Annotated in this window: 12 protein-coding genes, 1 tRNA gene and 4 pseudogenes; 8 read left to right on the forward strand and 9 right to left on the reverse strand. The window is 50.3% G+C overall.

The window, feature by feature from the left end:
• The 6 genes and pseudogenes from ACQKPC_RS22440 to ACQKPC_RS22465 all read left to right on the forward strand — a co-directional run.
• A pseudogene (locus tag ACQKPC_RS22440) lies at positions 1–197 on the forward strand (hypothetical protein); the annotation flags it as partial.
• A 26-nt stretch (positions 198–223) separates the two neighbouring features.
• Positions 224–2605, forward strand: coding sequence for a phenylalanine--tRNA ligase subunit beta (pheT, locus tag ACQKPC_RS22445; RefSeq protein ID WP_427626363.1), 2382 nt, complete (start codon positions 224–226; stop codon positions 2603–2605).
• Between the two features lie 3 nt (positions 2606–2608).
• Positions 2609–2911, forward strand: coding sequence for an integration host factor subunit alpha (gene ihfA, locus ACQKPC_RS22450; RefSeq protein WP_002553164.1), 303 nt, complete (start codon positions 2609–2611; stop codon positions 2909–2911).
• Positions 2892–3248, forward strand: a complete 357-nt coding sequence (locus ACQKPC_RS22455) for a MerR family transcriptional regulator (RefSeq protein WP_003179985.1) — start codon at positions 2892–2894, stop codon at positions 3246–3248. Before ihfA ends, ACQKPC_RS22455 begins: the two co-directional genes overlap by 20 nt.
• 89 nt (positions 3249–3337) lie before the next feature.
• Positions 3338–3414 (forward strand) — tRNA-Pro (locus ACQKPC_RS22460).
• Between the two features lie 287 nt (positions 3415–3701).
• Positions 3702–4556: pseudogene (locus ACQKPC_RS22465) on the forward strand (phage baseplate assembly protein V); the annotation flags it as partial.
• Between the two features lie 17 nt (positions 4557–4573).
• On the opposite strand, the gene ACQKPC_RS22470 reads toward ACQKPC_RS22465, so the two are convergent.
• From ACQKPC_RS22470 to ACQKPC_RS22505, 8 genes and pseudogenes are all read right to left on the reverse strand, one after another.
• The gene (locus ACQKPC_RS22470) at positions 4574–5668 is read right to left on the reverse strand and encodes a hypothetical protein (protein WP_427626366.1); all 1095 of its coding nucleotides are present in this window, start codon (positions 5666–5668) and stop codon (positions 4574–4576) included.
• A gap of 863 nt (positions 5669–6531) precedes the next feature.
• Positions 6532–7959, reverse strand: a complete 1428-nt coding sequence (locus ACQKPC_RS22475) for a phosphotransferase (RefSeq protein ID WP_427626368.1) — start codon at positions 7957–7959, stop codon at positions 6532–6534.
• A complete protein-coding gene (locus ACQKPC_RS22480; protein WP_427626370.1) occupies positions 7940–8857 on the reverse strand; it encodes a hypothetical protein in 918 nt (305 codons plus the stop codon). Before ACQKPC_RS22480 ends, ACQKPC_RS22475 begins: the two co-directional genes overlap by 20 nt.
• A gap of 2 nt (positions 8858–8859) precedes the next feature.
• Positions 8860–10695 carry a hypothetical protein gene (locus ACQKPC_RS22485; RefSeq protein WP_427626372.1) on the reverse strand — a complete coding sequence of 612 codons (1836 nt, stop codon included), beginning with the start codon at positions 10693–10695 and terminating at the stop codon, positions 8860–8862.
• Between the two features lie 699 nt (positions 10696–11394).
• Positions 11395–11646, reverse strand: a pseudogene (locus ACQKPC_RS22490) (GNAT family N-acetyltransferase); the annotation flags it as partial.
• 44 nt (positions 11647–11690) lie between these two features.
• Positions 11691–12665, reverse strand: a complete 975-nt coding sequence (locus tag ACQKPC_RS22495; protein WP_427626374.1) for a hypothetical protein — start codon at positions 12663–12665, stop codon at positions 11691–11693.
• Positions 12662–14797 carry an AAA family ATPase gene (locus tag ACQKPC_RS22500; RefSeq protein ID WP_427626376.1) on the reverse strand — a complete coding sequence of 712 codons (2136 nt, stop codon included), beginning with the start codon at positions 14795–14797 and terminating at the stop codon, positions 12662–12664. The genes ACQKPC_RS22495 and ACQKPC_RS22500 overlap by 4 nt, the downstream gene beginning before the upstream one ends.
• A gap of 153 nt (positions 14798–14950) precedes the next feature.
• Positions 14951–15268 (reverse strand): DUF6678 family protein, encoded by a 318-nt coding sequence (locus tag ACQKPC_RS22505; protein ID WP_427626378.1) that lies wholly within the window; start codon positions 15266–15268, stop codon positions 14951–14953.
• A gap of 503 nt (positions 15269–15771) precedes the next feature.
• Here ACQKPC_RS22505 and ACQKPC_RS22510 point away from each other — a divergent pair.
• Both ACQKPC_RS22510 and ACQKPC_RS22515 read left to right on the forward strand, forming a co-directional pair.
• Positions 15772–16602 (forward strand): PD-(D/E)XK nuclease family protein, encoded by an 831-nt coding sequence (locus ACQKPC_RS22510; RefSeq protein ID WP_427626380.1) that lies wholly within the window; start codon positions 15772–15774, stop codon positions 16600–16602.
• Between the two features lie 14 nt (positions 16603–16616).
• Entirely contained in the window at positions 16617–17234 is a 618-nt protein-coding gene (locus tag ACQKPC_RS22515) for a hypothetical protein (RefSeq protein WP_427626382.1), read from the forward strand.
• A gap of 295 nt (positions 17235–17529) precedes the next feature.
• On the opposite strand, the pseudogene ACQKPC_RS22520 reads toward ACQKPC_RS22515, so the two are convergent.
• Positions 17530–17736 (reverse strand): annotated as a pseudogene (locus ACQKPC_RS22520) (transposase); the annotation flags it as partial.
• Positions 17737–17756 lie beyond the last annotated feature (20 nt).

Consider the following 17756-nt stretch of genomic DNA (forward strand, 5'->3'; position numbering starts at 1 on the left):
AGGCGCCGTCGAAGGCGATGACTGCCGTGCGACCGGTGGCGCCACGGACGATCTTCAGGGCGTTTTCCGCCGCTTCCGCACCGCTGTTGGTGAGCTTCGGCATGGGCGTTGAGCGTCTGGCCATGCTGCGTTACGGCGTGAACGACTTGCGTCTGTTCTTCGACAACGACTTGCGGTTCCTCGCGCAATTTCGCTAGTCGTAACGAATTCTTAGGAGAGCAGGATGAAATTCAGTGAACAATGGCTGCGTGGCTGGGTAAGCCCGCAGGTAAGTCGCGACGAGCTGGTTGCTCGTCTGTCGATGGCCGGTCTTGAGGTCGATAGCGTTACGCCGGCCGCCGGTGAATTCAGTGGCGTGGTGGTGGGCGAGGTGCTGAGCACCGAGCAACACCCGGACGCCGACAAGTTGCGCGTTTGCCAGGTCAGCAATGGCTCGGAGACTTTCCAGGTCGTGTGCGGTGCGCCAAACGTGCGCCCGGGCCTGAAGATCCCGTTCGCCATGATCGGTGCTGAGCTGCCAGGCGACTTCAAAATCAAGAAAGCCAAGCTGCGTGGTGTTGAATCCAACGGCATGCTGTGCTCCCAGGCCGAGCTGCAAATCGGCGAAGGCAACGATGGCCTGATGGAATTGCCGGCCGATGCGCCGGTCGGTCAGGACATTCGTGAGTACCTGAGCCTGGATGACGCCAGCATCGAGGTCGATCTGACCCCGAACCGCGGTGACTGCCTGTCGCTGGCCGGTCTGGCCCGCGAAGTAGGCGCGCTTTATGCTGCCCAAGTCGTGCGCCCTGTGATTGCCAACGTTCCGGCCGTGCACGATGAAGTGCGTTTGATTGAAGTACTGGCACCGGCCGCGTGCCCGCGTTACCTGGGTCGTGTGATCCGTAACGTCGACCTGTCCAAGCCTACGCCGCTGTGGATGGTCGAGCGTCTGCGTCGTGCCGACGTGCGCAGCATCGACGCAGCCGTCGACATCACCAACTACGTGATGCTGGAACTGGGCCAACCGCTGCACGCGTTCGACCTCGCCGAAATCAATGGCGGCATCCGCGTACGCATGGCCGAAGAAGGCGAGAAACTGGTTCTGCTTGATGGTCAGGAAGTCAGCCTGCGTAGCGATACGCTGGTGATTGCCGACCACACCCGTGCCTTGGCTATCGCCGGCGTCATGGGTGGCGAGCACAGCGGCGTCAACACCGCGACCACTCGCGATATATTCCTGGAAAGCGCGTTCTTCGACCAGATTGCTGTCGCTGGCAAGGCTCGTTCCTACGGCCTGCACACCGATGCCTCGCACCGCTACGAGCGTGGCGTGGACTGGAAGCTGGCCCGTGAAGCCATGGAGCGCGCCACTGGCCTGCTGCTGGAAATCACCGGTGGCGAAGCCGGTCCGATCATCGAAACCGTCAGCGAGCAGCACCTGCCGTCGATCGCGCCGATCACCCTGCGTGCCCAGCGCATCACCCAGATGCTGGGCATGGAGATGGATTCGGCCGAAGTCGAGCGTCTGCTCAGCGCCTTGGGCCTGATCATTTCTGCCGATGGGGCAGGGCAGTGGCGCGTTGAAGTGCCAAGCTTCCGTTTCGATATCAGCCTGGAAGTCGACCTGATCGAAGAGCTGGCCCGTCTGTACGGTTACAACCGTCTGCCGGTTCGCTACCCGCAAGCCCGTCTGGCGCCGCAAGCCAAGGCCGAAGCGCGCAGCGATCTGCCTGAACTGCGTCGTCTGCTGGTGGCTCGTGGTTATCAGGAAGCGATCACTTACAGCTTCATCGATCCGAAACAATTCGAGTTGTTTAATCCGGGTGTCGAGCCGCTGCTGCTGGCCAACCCGATTTCCAACGACATGGCTGCCATGCGTTCGTCCCTGTGGCCTGGTCTGGTCAAGGCGCTTCAGCACAACCTGAACCGTCAACAGGATCGCGTCCGTCTGTTCGAAAGCGGCCTGCGCTTCGTCGGTCAGCTGGAAGGCCTGAAGCAAGAGCCGATGCTGGCGGGTGTTGTTTGCGGTAGTCGTCTGCCGGAAGGCTGGGCACAAGGTCGCGATGTGGTGGACTTCTTCGACGTCAAAGCCGACGTGGAAGCGGTGCTGGGCTTCGCCGGTGCATTGGATTCATTCACTTTCGTGCCGGGCAAACACCCAGCATTGCACCCGGGCCAAACCGCGCGCATCGAACGTGAAGGCCGTTTGGTAGGTTTCGTTGGCGCGATCCACCCTGAGTTGTCGAAAACCCTCGGTCTCGACCGTCCGGTCTTCGTATTCGAGCTGGTTCTGGCCGAAGTGGCGTTGGGCAAAATGCCTAAATTCCAGGAGTTATCGCGCTTTCCTGAAGTGCGTCGTGACCTGGCACTGCTGGCGGACAAAGACGTTGCGGCCACTGCCGTACTGGACGTAATCCGTGAAAATGCAGGTGAATGGCTGACAGACCTCAGGCTATTTGACGTGTATCAGGGTAAAGGCATTGATCCGCATAGAAAAAGCCTTGCAGTTGGCTTGACCTGGCAGCATCCATCGCGCACTCTTAATGACGATGAGGTGAATACCACGACGCAAAACATCCTCACCTCGCTCGAACAAAGGTTGAACGCCACGTTAAGGAAGTGACGTATGGGGGCTTTGACGAAAGCTGAGATGGCGGAACGTCTGTATGAAGAGCTGGGCCTGAACAAGCGGGAGGCCAAGGAATTGGTCGAACTGTTTTTTGAAGAAATCAGGCACGCTCTTGAAGACAACGAACAAGTCAAATTGTCCGGTTTCGGAAATTTTGACCTTCGGGACAAACGCCAGCGGCCTGGCCGCAATCCGAAAACGGGAGAAGAAATCCCGATCACGGCTCGCCGTGTGGTCACCTTTCGTCCAGGGCAGAAGTTGAAGGCCCGAGTTGAGGCTTATGCTGGAACCAAGTCATAACGACGAGCTACCCGTCATCCCGGGCAAACGCTACTTCACCATTGGTGAAGTCAGCGAGCTATGTGCCGTAAAACCGCACGTGCTGCGCTACTGGGAGCAGGAGTTTCCTCAACTCAACCCCGTCAAACGCCGCGGAAACCGCCGGTATTATCAGCGCCAGGACGTGCTGATGATCCGGCAGATCCGCGCGCTTCTTTACGATCAGGGGTTTACCATCGGCGGCGCACGCTTGCGTTTGTCCGGCGATGAAGCCAAAGACGACACCACCCAATACAAACAAATGATCCGCCAGATGATCGCCGAGCTGGAAGATGTTCTGGTGGTGCTCAAGAAATAAATTCCTGCTTTTAAATACTTCCAGTTTTCAAAAGCTTGCGATATATTCTTGAGCGTTCCTCGAGATGAGGGACAGATTCAACGCCTAGTCGGGGCGTAGCGCAGTCCGGTAGCGCACTAGCATGGGGTGCTAGGGGTCGAGTGTTCGAATCACTCCGTCCCGACCATATTTTTCAATGACTTTGCCGAACCATAACCAGTTCGGCTTTTTCATGTCTGAAAAATTACTCCCACATTTACTCCCACGGATGTCTCGGATCTAGGTAGCTGTGAGTTCGCGCCGTTTTTGGCCCTTCTCGCGCTGACTTTGGCACCAACCTTGTTTTACTTTTCTCTTCCCTTCAGTGCGTCATCAAACTGAAGTTTGTCGAAGCTTTACGCCTTCAATATGGCGTCGACGATATAGCAGGCTGTCTCGACCAGTGACTTCCCTCGCCCGACGTATGCCAGGCTTGTTTGCGACGACTTCCGACCGCGTTACGCGGTGAACATCGAAGTCCTCGGCCCGGACGGTGAACCCGATCCGCAGCTGCCCCAGCTCGCCGGTGTGCCATTGCCGCTGCCTACCGGGGGCGAGGAAATGGGCATGTATGCCTTTCCGGAGGAGGGTACTCAAGTGGTGGTGGGCTTCGCCTACGGTTTGCCGAACAAACCCTACATCCAGACGATCCTGCCCCACGGCCTGAGCATGCCCAAGGTGCCGAAAGGTGACCAGGTTTGGCAGCACAGCGGCGCCGCCCAGCAGCGCGTCGATGCCGACGGCAACTGGTTACGCCAGACCGACGGCAAGATCCAGGACAAGGCGATCGAGCGCGAAGTGGAAGCCCTGGAGAACCGTGAGCAGTTCCAGAGCCACACACAGACGATCGACGACCATTCGACCGAGACGGTGGGCGGTGTGAAAAAGATCGAGGCGCTGGGCGCGCTCAAACTGTTGTCGGGCGGATCTGCGAGTCTGGCGGCGGTGGACGATCTGCACCAAGCGACTGGACGAGATCTGAATCTGGTGGTCGGGCAGAAGCATAACGCCACGGTTGGTGGCGACATGCAGGAGCGGATTACAGGCTTGCGCCGGAGTGTGGCTGGGGGCAGTCAGCGCCTTCAGGCACCAAGAACCTGGCTTGGCTCGGAAAGTGTGAACGTGCTGCAGGTGCTATGTGAGCTGCTTGACCTGGTACAGGAGATGAACACGCAGATCGCGGCACATACGCACCCCCAAGTTCCAGTCCCGATGAATGCAGCTGCTTTCGTTGCAGCTGCCGCAGAGGCGAGGGCACTTTCGACAACGTTATCTAGCGTGACACTTTGATATTTGGCCTATAAAACTCACTCGGTTTTATACGGGCCATGATACTTTGAAGCCTCTTCCAGAACGCATTGTAGTATTTCTTTAAAGGGCGCTCGCCCATTCAGTGCTTCATGAACCGACCTAGTAGCATAATATCGATAGTCTGCGTTCGGGTCATTAATCGTTCGGACGCCTTCTTCATTATATTTGGCCAAAGTAGATAAGACCTGTTTTCTAATCTCATTGGGGCCGACTTCCAGTAGGTTAGAATGCCAATCCAGAGTCTCGCCATCTATAATTTCATTTACGACCTCACGCTTCCAAACCATACCTATCTGAGCATCGTCCTTCTCTTGGGAGTACATGCGACCAACATAAATACCTAGAAAGACGACAAACTCTTTACCTACTAGAATGTTTTTACCTCCGATCTGTAGTATACCCCTTTTGTTATAGTGAAAGACTGGGGCGCCTGACATTCCAGGTCTAGAGGCCGAATCAATCAAGAATAGAGGTTGTCCATTCCAACCCATCTTCAGGCTTGAAGCTACTGTAGCTCGTTTCCATACAGGGTTTGCATGATAATCGGAAATATTTTCCGGGTATCCGGGTATAAATAGCTCGTCCGTCACATCTATATTGTCAATACATGCCGCTAGCAATTCTTGATCAGAAAGCTCATATTTTTGTAATGGGCATAGCTCGGATGGAAAATCGCCTTGCTGTATCAGGTTTATATGCCCAGTGAACTCTCTGCCGTCGCCTGCCTTTACTGACATTTCGTACGACCTGTCAATGTCTAGCGGTATTATCGCTACATCTATTCTCGGATAGTTTGTTGGGTGTACATAATAAAAAGTCTCATCTTCAGAAGATAGTGGGACTATAAATGGTATCCGAGTTCCTCCCATTCCGGGGAACTCTCGAACCATAGTAACGATAACGTTGTTAGGCGATGCTTTATGCGGATGTTGAATCTCTAACGTTTCCGGATGTCGCCCGGTGAGGTTGTGCCACGCTGTAACAATGTAATATTTCTGGTTGTAAAAATATAGCATTCCACTCCCAGTTGAAAGTACGGTTGAGTTAAAGCGCATTTTCAAATGTACAACCGAGTAGCTAGCTGCGGCCATGATAATTCCTTTTTAATCAGAGCCTCTTGGCCCGTTGATACACAGGTGGCGTCAGGCCGTCCTCTTTCGATAAATAACGCATGTTCAAAAAAAATCCAAACAAAAATTCACTTATCCCCCTCCCGCCGACGGGCTTTGCGTCCCTTTTTTGTGCAAAGACAGGTAGTGGTGCAAATCAAGGCCGCGCCCAAGCCCGCTGCGGGGGCTGTGAGGCATTTTGCAGTTTCACGAAGTGCAAGGTTTTGCAAAGAAGTGCAGCAGCTTTGCGAAGCGCCCAAAGCAAGCCAGGTCGGTGGCTGATCTCTAGAGGCCCCGGTTTGCAAGGAAACGTCATTTGAAAACAAGCGTCATAACGAGTTTTTGATTTCTCAATAGCTCGCACCAGGGGAGGTTTGGACGTGTTTCAGGAAGGGTATCAACTTGCCTTAAAGCCCCGGCGCAGAGGGCTTTCAGGCTGTTTAGCGCATTTCACAGGTGACCAGCGGTGATATGGCTAATTCGGACGACCGTAATCGACCCATAGCTGCCGGTGGCGAAAGGCAGTAAACGGCCCAGAGTGTGTAAAAACGCTGAGCCAAAATTGAAGTCTGCGCTTCTATGCCAAATCTGAAATTTATCGGCTGGTTGGCAGACCTAGATTTTGCGTAGAAACGCGATTTTCAGTTCTACTTTGGACACCAATCGCGCTGAAAAACGTTTTTACACACTCTGGGCCAGAAGCGGTCATTCGAATGTTCTTACGAGGCTAGGAGAGATCCACTAGAAAAAACGGCATCCTTAAAAAGATGCCTTAGGAATGTTGAGCTTTTGGTGGAGGCGCTCTTGATATTGTTAATCAAGAGTTTTTGAAAATCTTGAAGAACTCATATTCTGTCTTCAAGCCTTTCAAGTATTCCATTAAGTATTTTGATAAGTACATCAGCTGGGACTGTTTCATATTTAAGTTGTTTGAGTACAAATAAGTACGCCATGCTTAATACTGATTCGTCGTGAGGGGCGACGTCGTATGCCCACTCTCGACAATACTTGATGATTGGATATAGCGGAGAGCCTTTGCCGTAGACATTTAAATCTAACCAACTTTCACTTGAGGATTCAAGCTGAGCAGCTAGCCCATTTATTCTAGCATCCGGATGAAATATAAGGCTTAGTTCTAGAGTTATCGGATCTAGGCAGGTATAACCTGCACCAACATCACCAAAGTCGATTAGCACTGGGACGTAATCACTATTTACTAAAATATTTCCTCCATGCAGATCTCCATGTATGCAAGCCTCAGAGATCTCAATATTTTTCTCCTCTAGTACTAATAATCTCTCTAAATCATGTGTTGTTATTATTTTTTGAAAATTTTCGTCACTCAAGATGTGTCGTCGAATTTCTTTTATTGGAACTAATGTTACACTTCTCGAATCTGACCATCGAGCTAAAGCAGCGCGTATCCTTGTTAATACATCAATAGCTGCTTCAGGATTCGTTAAAACTAACTGAAAAAAAGTATCGGTATGTTCGTCAGCTAGAACGTAGAATATAGCTGCAAACCCACGCAACCCTTGATCATTAAAACTTAGAACGGGGGCAAATGCGCCGAGCCGAAGGTGCTTTACTTCTGCATTATATGCCACAATTTCTTTATTAACATGACTTGCAAGTCCTAATTTACCAACGCACTCACACCTCACTCGTCCAGCCTGATCCATCACTGAGATTTTCAGAACAATCGCATCTGATAAGCCGCCTAGTTTCTTTAGCCTACAGGAACTACCCCCGTTAGCGCGAGTGAATACTTTGATTGCTCTTTTTTGCTCAGGCTTAAGTTCAATTACTTGCGCACCGATATTTATCCGGATTGCGTCTGTAATAGCTATACGTGAAGCTATTTCTTGAATTTCAGCTATTAGTTGATCACCATCTTCTTTGAGGTGATATGCTACAGTCGGTACTAACGTCCCGTCTCCCCACAAGTCGACACTTTGTCCCTGTTTGGCTAGCCCTCTCAAGAAGGCATCTGGCTCGGAACCTGTTAATATGTAAATAGGGGTGCCAGGTGCATAACTCCTTGCACAGTAAAATACCTCATGCCCATGTTCAACTTCTAAGTCGAAAGCACCGTCTACTGTGGGGATTTCCAGATCAAGAACCACCAAGTCAAAAAAATGATCCTTTAGAAGGCTCATTGCACTGTCCCGACTTTCTGCTAGTAGCACTTCAGTTGGAGTGGTAAACTTCAAAAGTTGCTCTCTTAGCGTTTCCGCATATGAGCGGTTATCTTCAACTAGTAGAAGCTTCATTTTCTTTATACCATCTAAGTTCGAAACGTGCGCCACCGTCCAGGCTGTTAGAAAGCAGCAGTTCACCCTCCATTGCTTTCATTGCACTAGATGCTGTGGCAAGACCATAACCTGTATGAATATTTTTATCTTTGTTGGTGACACCAATTTTTAAAGCATTATTAGGGTTCCCGTTAAATCCAGAACCTGAATCTATTATTGCAAAAAACACTTCGTCGCCTGCGCGCCCCCATGTAAGCAGCACCTCAGGAGGTGTTTTTCTGCTAAATTCAAGAAGCGCTTCATTTGCATTTCTTAAACCATTAATGATTGCTAAAAACATTGAGCCGCGGTCTGCGCTAACCATGAAAGGACGCTGCCCAGCCTCAATCAACGTTATGCCTTCAAAGATTTTCGGATTTTCTTCGATGATTTGGTCTATCAAGTCGCCAAGATTAAAATCGCTGTAATCTGGAGATGCAGAAGCACGTTTTAGTTCTCGCACGGCTCGAAGTATTTCTTTTAACCTCGACATTAGCCTGAACGTCTGAGATTCAGCGAAGCCATCAAACTCAGACATTGCCTTCATATTGATTTCGCCAATTATCGTACTAAACTCATGAAGGATAGTACCAGTAACTTCCTCGGTAGCGCGCGCCATCACAGATCTTATTAAACGGCCATTCACCTCACCTTCAGATGAGTGATTTACATCTGCGGGCCGTATCACCGAAACGTCCGCCCGCTCCAGCGCCAAGGTTAAAGCCTTTTTTATCCAACTAACTCCTTCTTGTGAAAGCGCTTCTCTCAATAATTCAGTACTTACTTCGCTGGGGTTTTGGGAAAAAAATCTTGCTGCTTTTAAACGTTCCTTAACCGTGCCTGCAATAATACATTTTCTAGCTTCTTCGGAATTCATCTTTAGCTATGTCCTGCGTAAAACCGGGCACGGGTCGCAAAGGCTTCTGCACCACCCTCCATCACGTTGGTGATGGCTTCTACTGCCTCGATATCATCAAGAGGTTTACACAGCTGCACATAACCGTTTCGACCGTCTGAAGTCATCTCTATAACTAAATCCGCCTGCCCGAGAACGGGGATGTTAGCGTTATGAGTTGAAAGAATAACTTGCCCCTCACCTTTCCTGCGGACTAGTGCCTTAATGACGGTATTGGCAATAAATGAGTTATCCAAATGATCTTCAGGCTGATCTATTATTAAAGTTCGCTCGTGATGCTGAAGAACGATTGATAATATAACTGTGCACCGCTGACCGGCCGACAATGCAGTCACATCTTTATAATCTAGACCATCCAAGAGGGATAACTTAACATTGTCTTCAACTTCACTTGTCACAATCTCGGATATACCGGTTTCAGCTAACACTCCTAACAGTCTCGAGCACCGTTCGCGAGGGATGTTTGTTATCTGTGAAAGTGACTCAAAATCATTGTACTCAACAAAGTCCATTAGTTCCTGAGGGCTAACTTTTTCTGAAATATTTGAAGCTAGCTCATTGTATTTCATACCGCTGCCCCGCAATGCATTTGCTATTGAGCGAGTGTATTCGGCGAATTGAGCTGAACCTTCTAGCTCAACTTTTACCCAAGGAGCTAACGATTCATTTAACTTAGCTACAATCTCTTTGCGAAGAACCGATCGTCCCGCTCGAATTTCTAAAAGTTCTTCCAGCTTCTGATCTCTTCGGGCTCTTAAGTTGACCAGTCTGGCCTTCCTTTCATTAATAAGTTTTTGTCTGGACTGAATCTGAGCGGCATTTGCTCTTAATATGGTAATCTGCCGCGCTAACGCACCAGCTCCGACTGTATTATGATCAAGCTCACCCCTGATGGTTCTGGATTCTTTTTCTAATTCTATTTTGGATTTCTGTATGTCCTCAAGCTTACTTTCTGCTAGCTCCTTCATTTGCCTGAAAGAACCTAGTGCATCGTCCAGTTGCATTATCGTTTGCGAATATTTAACACGAAGCTCAGATAACGGGTCTTCGTCCGGTGAACCATCCCACTCTTCAGGCCCGAAATCTTCAAAAATCTGACTTTCTAATTTTTGAAACCAGCTTCCAGTCGTATTGCTAAAGCGTTGTAATACTCCGTCCTTCACACCTAATTCGGAAAGTTTAGAGGATACTACACCGAATTTTAATTGCTTAACTGCGATTTCCTCGGACTCTCCAAGGTACTTTTTTTGCTCTAGTTCAAGTTGGCTTATTTTGTCCTGGAGTATCTGAAATTCTTCAATCCCTTCACCGAGACTTATTATTTCTTTTTCAAGTGCTTCGAGTTCTTTGTAGAATGAGCGAATACTATTCGACGTTTCCGCAAGGACGGATTTAATTGAGTTCCTGTTAGAAATAAATCCGTCAATAAGTGAAAGTCTACCAGTTTCACTCAAGCCGACGGTTTCTATTTCAGTTTGAGATAAAATTATTGGAGAGATAAAAGTGGAGGAAGCTCTGAACTTATCTTCGTCAGCACCTCTGCTTACGATTACGTTCTCGATCAAGTCATTTAGCGTTATGCACACTTCGCCGCCTTCAAGTACTGCCCGCGCGTGATCTAGCGAACGACTTTTAGATTCGCTTGTCATATTTCTAACATCTAGTGCGTAACGTATGAGTTCAATTATCGAAGTTTTTCCTGTTCCACGAGCGCCGATTAGAACATTCAATCCTGCCGAAAGGGTTATATCAACCCCATTTAGAAAACCACCTTCAATTTGAACTCTTTCAATATTCATTCGCCCCCCCTTTTGCGCAGCATAATATTGCTGATTTCGCCCCAGCATTAGCTATAATAGCTTCGGTTGCTGGCATAATCAACTTTCGCTCGAGCTGCTTGTTTTGACTTTGATATTTACTGTTTGTTTTTTTGCGCTTTTTTTCAGAGCCAATATGTAAAGGTCTGATAATGTGGTTTGTCTGGCGTCTTGTTAAGAGGTTTTATGAGGCAGCGTTATTTTTTAATATTACATTACCTGATGTAGATTGAGGCTGATGACAGCTAACTTATGATCAGTTATTGCTCCCGAGAGTAACGAATTAGCTTCCTTGTCTGTCGTAAGTGACTTTCCAACTATGAACTCGACAACTTTGCCGATGATGATCTCTGCAGTGAGCATGTTATCTCCAAGGAAGACTCATAACCTGAATGGACCATGAAATTGTAGACGTATATCGATGACTGCTTTTGGCCGATTGCTGGCCCTCGCGAAGGGCTGCAATCGACCGATTCTGTTGAAAAAGTCGGTTTTCCCAAAACGCTCGAACATTGATGGGTGAAAACACCTCTTTTGCACGCTGCTACGTGAAATCCGAGTCCTGAACCTTCTGCCAAAAACACAGATTTCAATCTCAGGCGCGTACTTTTCTGCCGTGGAAACCGAAGCCGACTTTTTCAACAGAATCGACCCGTAGCTGCTAGTGACAAACTAATGAAGCTAGTTCCTCTTGTCCGTCCTGCCGAGCCAGGTACAACGTGTCATCTCCCATATTTCGACCCGCATCGACCCAGATACAAAATGTCCGTCTCGAATTGCCACCCTGCGCATACCCTCATACTCTGAAACCTTGCGTGAGGCGTGGTTGGCGACGGCCTTGGAAACCGACATTACCGGATGCGATAATGTCTCGAACCAGTACGCGTTAATGATCCGGCAGGCTTCTCGCATGTAGCTTTTTCCCCACCATTGAGCAAGCTTCTACAGGGCTACTCATACAGATCCTGGTCACGGGTTCATGGTCGCCTGGCGAGAGCCATGAACGCTGCCATGATCTCGGTGCGCTCTTCGTCCAGAAGCTTTTTCACCATCGCTGAGTAGGGCTTCGAGGGAGCCTTCAGCTCGTCCAGCTCGACGAAGATCTCCATTGCGTGGTTGTACAGATAATCGAAGAATTCACCGGGCTCCTTGGTGGCCGCTTTCATCAAGGCATTGCGCGCTTTGAGTAGTTGCTTCTTTACTTCAAGCATCAATGTTGTGCGTGTTTCCACCAGTTTTTTGCGGTTCAAACCAAAGATCTGATAGGTGTGCAGTCCGTAGGGGTCCCAGGCGGTTCCCACTCTTTCCGGCGCAATCAGGCTTAGGCCACCTTCGACAATCCACTGCAAGTGATCATTCGGGTTCCGACGGGTCGGGTCGATAAGGTAGGCGTCTTCACGGTCAAGATCATCGCCTTCGGCGACTGCCCGCTGGCCACCAATCGGGAAATAGTCGTATTTTCCCAGTTTGTATCTGCCAGTATGCGTTTTTTGCGGATAAGGCTGCTCGACAGTCAGTTTATGTACTTCATGATATTCCGAGGTATTGCAGTGACTGCAACTTGGTAACAAATTTGTCCACGTCGAGGCTAGCCACCAGTAGCCTTTGTGGCTCGAATCTTCGCTAACGCGTCCTTTGGGACGAAAGTGTTCGACCTGAGCAGACATCACGGCCTTGTAGCTCGATTCGCAATAGGCGCATTTTTCATGAAATAGATTGTCCAGCGTTTGCTTCACATCCTTGCAACGGTACGCTGCAAAGTTGAACTTCTTGGGGGCTGTAGCTTTTGTTTTTTTACCGCTATTTTTCGTGGCTTTCGCCTTGGCCAACACGGGGGGGGTTGCCAATGCTGCGTAGTGCTTAATGGCGCGGGCCCTTTCCTTAGCCCCTTTGCCGTTTGGCAATGCCAACGATAATGGCTCGTCTACCGTGTTTCGATCTACGAAAATCACAGGCCCACTCCATTGGAGTCGGCCCGCAAGCGTGCGAGGATAAGTTTGACGGCGTCTTCTCGTACTGCTGCCCTGTCAAGGGTGTCTGAACGAAGCTGTTCGATGATGTGCCGGCGCAATGCTTCATTGACAACCTGCTTTTCAGGCGTGTCGCCGATAATGGAAAAGGCGTTCATTTGTTCTGAGAAATGCGCATCAGGCGAGGTGCTGCGCGAATCGGACAGCACGATCCGGTCAAGTTTGCGCATGGTCTCGGGTTCTACGGTGCTGGCCAGACCGAAGTACTCCGAGGTCAGCAGTTGCTCTGCGCGCATGGCGGTGACGTCCGGCAAGCCAGTCATTTCCTGGACGCAGCCTTCATCGTCCCTGATAAGTACATGAACCTCGCCGTCGAGCATGCCTCTTAGACAAAGGGGGTCGTGGGTGGTGTAGATGAACTGCACTTGTGGCATGGCGCGGCGCAGTGCGGAAACGATCTGCATTTTCCATCGGGGGTGCAAATGCAATTCGATTTCGTCGATCAGCACTATTCCTCGGGCATCTTCAAGGTTTCCCCACTCCTTGAGCATGTTGCGAATGATGTCCAGGCTCATGGCAAATAGCGAGCGATACCCATCGCTCAAGCGAAAGACCGGGATGCTTTCGTTGTGTCTTCGTACGAGCACTTCACCTGACGCCAGTCGATATATTTCGTCGCTCATGTCGAGATTCAGGATCTCGCGCAGCGCTCGTGCCACCGGGAAAAAATCCCCGTCATCAAGTAATTCCAGCCAGGTAGCCGAGTGGGGCAGTGGTTTGTTTTTTTCGAATAGGGAAGCAATGCTCGAAGATTTCCTGATGATTCTGAAACTCGATTGCTCATCTTGAAATGAACGATGCGCACCATAGCCAAGAATCAAGCTGCTGCGCAGATTCTGGCTGGTGAAAGAGCCGTCCCGGCGAATACGGATATCGCTTGTTTCGCCGTCATCGAAGGTAACCTTAATGGTTGATTGAAGGGCTAGGGGTCGATCGTCGGCACCGTCTGTCAGGGTATCTCGGGGCAGGGTTGCTTCCCAATCAAAGTTGATTCGGGACCTCAATTTTGGGCTCATCACACCCAATGCAATCGCCTGAAGTATCGAGCTCTTTCCTACTGCATTTTCGCCCAGAAGCACTGCTGCCGGGGCAATGCCACGTTCCTGGGTGGCGTCGTGACTAAGGTTTATCTGCAGCTTTCGAATACCCTTGAAATTCTCTATCTCAATGACCCGAATTCGGGAAAAGTGGAGTTTTTCAGGGTTCGTTTCAGGGTTTCGAACAGTGACGTTTCGCTCGGCAAGAGCCGGGCTGATCCCGGCTAGCCGATCAATGAAAGCCTGCCACTCTGCTGTGGAGGACACTGCAATGAATCCTGCCAGTTCGCTGGAAAATTCGCCCTCCGATGGCGGAGATTTTCTGATGGACGTTTTTGTAAGTGCTCCGAGCACCCATAATTTCGCGGCACCTACGAATGTCAGACGGCTATTGAATCGTTCTTCCACTACAGAGTGTATGGTTTCGTAGTTCTCTCTGTGCAATTGCCTCAAGTGCGCCCAGAGGTCGGAAAAATAGGCAGATCGTTGGCTAACGAGGTGACTGCGATTGAGTTTTAGCGTTTCAATCGTATGCCGGCCCCGAACAGTTTTATGAGTACATGCGCCATTGAATCTGAAGGATATATGTTCGAATGGCTTGTCGCGACAGGGGTCGATTAGTACTGGCGACTCGATTTCTGCATCTTGCCACGGGGTAAACGGCGGTGCTCGCTTTGATGTTGTAGGGTATTGGTTTGCTTTGAATCTTGCACATACCGGGCAGGCTGGAATAAGGTTGTTCCACTCGTACGCATACCATACATAATGGTCTGCACTTGTCGTATTTTCATACCCTACAGACCCTACACTCCCTTTTGCATTCATCAACGGGCGGTGGTGGTGAACAGCGAAGTCCTGACCGCTCAGCGGGCTTTCGCAATAACCGCATTTGTTCTCGAACACCCCAAGAAGAGCCTTTCTGACACTGGGCTGATTCCAGAGGCGAGAATCGAGGTGCGGGCGCCGGCTCAAGCGCGCCTCATCTGGCAGATCGAAGTGGGCACGTAGCAGATTCATTTCTTCTGCCAGCGACTCGCTGTGCAGTGCGGAGGGTTGTAGATGTGGGGCTCGCCAGATAGGTCTCAACGTCAGGTCCCTTTAAACGTTCAGTTGCAGAGCCCACAGCGATGTCTTGCTGGGCTCAATGAAAGAATCAATTTGGGCCGAAGCTTAAGTGACGGCACTTTGGGTGGCAAGGTGCCACTGTAGTGGGCCGAACGCTGATTGCGCCTTTGCATCCGGCACTTCTCTGCTAGCTGCTACCGGATGAATATGGTAATGCCAATCGCGATCCCACCCTGTGCAGTAGTCACTCGGTGCCAATGTACTGTGCAATCTGAATTCAGGTTTCATATCCGGAGCGTTATGCATTGCTCGGATCAGTTCCGCCCATTTGGTGTTATTCATCACTGGCAAAATTATGCCGGCAGTCAGCAAGTCGCGAATTTTCGCTTTAGAGATCTCTTCGAGTTCGAGTAACTGATGCATTCGAGCCGCGCCGTATCATGGAGTGGGCACAGTCTAAGCGCGGTGCGCGGCTACTGTAAGCGTCGGTTTGCGGCTCGAAGCACTTGTGCGACGCTATGTACCGTTCATGGGTGAAAAAGGCTGAGAGGAACAAGGCGGAACAAAAGGGGACAGATACATTTTTCGTACTCTGACCGGCAGCTTCTGGCCGATTTTTGCCTGTCGCGAAGGGCCGCACTCGACCGATTCTGTTGAAAAAGTCGGTTGGCCCAAAACGCTCGAACATTGATGGGTGAAAACACCTCTTTTGCACGCTGCTACGTGAAATCCGAGTCCTGAACCTTCTGCCAAAAACACAGATTTCAATCTCAAGCGCGTACTTTTCTGCCGTGGAAACCGAAGCCGACTTTTTCAACAGAATCGACCCATAGCGGTCGTTTGCCTGCAAAAAAATCGCAAGACTATGCCGTAATGACATTTAAATGCCATCATCTGCGCGAAATGCAGCCTAATGAGGAAAGTTGATGAGCACTGGAAGTCCCGAAAAGCTTCGCGACTTTTTTGATCGCCTTCGTAACCTGACCCCACGCACCTCAGCAACTAAGATTGTTGCGTTGAATCCGGTCCATCTTTCTGGATTTTTCGACGCCTTGCGGGCTATCCCCCAGGACACACTGGCACCCAATCGTATGGCGCTAACTCAGGCTGTGATCGATGTGCGTTCTTTGGCTGTCTTATTCGACGGTATACGCACTCCGCTCCAATGCCTACGGGCTGTGGGCGGATTCTGTAATCCATGGCGAATCGCCCGACTGGGTAGGGACGAAGTGCGCAGTACTGCGGTGCTTGCTTGGCTACTTGACCCCGCTGGTGATCATGGCCTAGGCGATGTGCTACTAGGAGCGATGATGGCTCACGTGCATCGCGTTCAGGTGCAAATTCCGCATACGCCATTGGGCCGAGTCAGCGTGATACGTGAGGCTCGACTGAATAGTGATGGTAGCAATAGGGTAGATATCGAACTTCGTAGTAACAGTCCAGGTGGAGCTTTTTATCTGCTGATTGAAGCAAAAATTGATGCGCCCGAGGGGGCGGAACAAATCGTACGATATGTCAAATCAGCAGAATTAGGCGCCGGTAGCCTGCCATGGGCCGTCATCTATTTAACTACAGACGGTCGTGCATCGCGGAACATCGTTGAGCTGGACAGCAACCGAGTGGTTAATCTTTCATGGAAGGAACTGGCTCGCGTGTTACTGCGTTCACTTGATTGCATGGCAGTCACTAATCCGGCCTTTCAGGGATTCAGTTTCCGGCTGGCTGAAACTTTCCTGCGCCATGTGCGCGCTTTTTGATCAAGGAATCTTTCATGAATTACAATAAGCAAGCTGGCCGTATGATTCTCGGGGACTTGCAACTATTTAACCAAGCTGCCGTTTTGTTCGAACAAGAACTCGAGCCAGAGGTCCGGGCCAATTTTTCTGAAGTGATCCAGTCGTGGACTAATGAGCATGGTTGGAGTTCTATGGTCGACGGTGAGGATATAGTTGGTTATTGGATAGCCCCACCAAGGTGGAGTTTTAAAGATGAGAAAGGTGGTGATAGGGCTAATCCTTGGTATGAGATCGCAACAGTAGAAGAAAGCCAAAACTATTGGCTTGCCAATCTTTGTGGTGTCGCCTCAACGAGCGTGAGTCTGTGGTTTTCTGTGGCAGAAAAAGACTTGGGTTTTGAAAGCAGGAAGGCTTGGAAAAAATCCCTGCAAGTGGTCGCTCAAAAGTATGCTGATCACCTAAAGCCCCTCGGTTTCATTTATGACGAACCGTACTTTCATCTCCCCCTCAAACTGGACCCTGCCAAGCTTGCCGATGCGTGGGGTGATGACAGCTATGACGAACTGTTCGAACCGTTAATTGCCGCGCTCGAAGCGTTAGAAAAAGCAGTGCCAATATTCGATGAGATGGTCGCAGAAATGCGGGCGAATTAACGTTGAACGGCCAGCTCTATTAACGAGATTGGGTCGGATGCAGCCAGTTATGCCAAGCCGCTTCCGACTCTAGGCATCGCGATATGAGTCAGGCATATCGCTTTAGCATCTCCTATCGGATGGTCACCCCAGCCAGTATTTGTGCTGGTTTTTATAGTTTTTCTTATTTGAGGGTGGACCAGAGCACCAACACAATTAATTGTGGAAGTCCGCTTTTGGCCGACTGTCGCCCTTCGCCAGGGGCAGAAATCGGCCACAAGCGGTCGTTCATGAGCGGCCATTTTCGACTGTGGATTCAACCGGTCGATGCAACAGATTGGCTAAATCGTTCAGCGGGCGTTTCGTAGTTTAGTGTTTTCCGAGGACGGCTGTTCAGCTGCCTTGCCACTTCATTGAGCGTGGCTTGCGAGTGCTCCGCCAGGTCGGTCCCTTTCGGGAAGTACTGCCTTAACAACCCGTTGGTGTTCTCATTCGATCCCCGTTGCCAGGGACGATGAGGGTCTGCCGATGTACACGCTGTCA

This window comes from Pseudomonas sp. NPDC089918 (assembly GCF_050280605.1).
Lineage (GTDB): Bacteria > Pseudomonadota > Gammaproteobacteria > Pseudomonadales > Pseudomonadaceae > Aquipseudomonas.

Coding starts and splice junctions, on each gene's coding strand:
- pheT (WP_427626363.1), top strand. CDS start 224: ATGAAATTCAGTGAACAATGGCTGCGTGGCTGGGTAAGCCCGCAGGTA.
- ihfA (WP_002553164.1), top strand. CDS start 2,609: ATGGGGGCTTTGACGAAAGCTGAGATGGCGGAACGTCTGTATGAAGAG.
- ACQKPC_RS22455 (WP_003179985.1), top strand. CDS start 2,892: ATGCTGGAACCAAGTCATAACGACGAGCTACCCGTCATCCCGGGCAAA.
- ACQKPC_RS22470 (WP_427626366.1), bottom strand. CDS start 5,668: ATGGCCGCAGCTAGCTACTCGGTTGTACATTTGAAAATGCGCTTTAAC.
- ACQKPC_RS22475 (WP_427626368.1), bottom strand. CDS start 7,959: ATGAAGCTTCTACTAGTTGAAGATAACCGCTCATATGCGGAAACGCTA.
- ACQKPC_RS22480 (WP_427626370.1), bottom strand. CDS start 8,857: ATGAATTCCGAAGAAGCTAGAAAATGTATTATTGCAGGCACGGTTAAG.
- ACQKPC_RS22485 (WP_427626372.1), bottom strand. CDS start 10,695: ATGAATATTGAAAGAGTTCAAATTGAAGGTGGTTTTCTAAATGGGGTT.
- ACQKPC_RS22500 (WP_427626376.1), bottom strand. CDS start 14,797: ATGAATCTGCTACGTGCCCACTTCGATCTGCCAGATGAGGCGCGCTTG.
- ACQKPC_RS22505 (WP_427626378.1), bottom strand. CDS start 15,268: ATGCATCAGTTACTCGAACTCGAAGAGATCTCTAAAGCGAAAATTCGC.
- ACQKPC_RS22510 (WP_427626380.1), top strand. CDS start 15,772: ATGAGCACTGGAAGTCCCGAAAAGCTTCGCGACTTTTTTGATCGCCTT.
- ACQKPC_RS22515 (WP_427626382.1), top strand. CDS start 16,617: ATGAATTACAATAAGCAAGCTGGCCGTATGATTCTCGGGGACTTGCAA.